1 protein-coding gene is annotated in these 492 nt (G+C 51.4%); it reads left to right on the top strand.

The features are described 5' to 3' along the window. The coding region (locus OB13_RS07860) for a HAMP domain-containing protein (RefSeq protein ID WP_461489607.1) at positions 1-492 on the top strand (492 nt) is incomplete at both ends.

Below are 492 nucleotides of genomic sequence, written 5' to 3'. Positions count from 1 at the left end.
GGTAAACTGGGTGGCCAGGCTGCTGTACCGAATGTGGAAGGTACCTGGAAAGAACTGACGGATAATGTAAACCTGATGGCCGGTAACCTGACCTCTCAGGTACGTGACATTGCCAATGTAGCAACCGCTGTGGCGAAGGGAGATTTGACGCAGAAGGTTTCAGTGGATGTAAAAGGGGAGTTGGGTGATCTGAAAGACATCCTGAATGAAATGGTGGACCGACTGAATGTGTTTGGCGCGGAAGTAACGCGTGTGGCACGTGAAGTGGGTACGGAAGGTATACTGGGCGGACAAGCCAATGTGCCGAACGTGGCCGGTATCTGGAAGGAACTGACCGACAATGTGAATTACATGGCTTCTAACCTGACGCTGCAGGTACGCGACATTGCCAATGTGGCAACTGCGGTAGCGAAAGGGGATTTGAGCCAGAAGATAACTGTAAATGTAAAAGGTGAGCTGGCCGATCTGAAGGAGAACCTGAACCAGATGGTG

The organism is Pontibacter sp. HJ8 (assembly GCF_054824225.1).
This window is presented reverse-complemented; position numbering and strand designations above follow the sequence as displayed.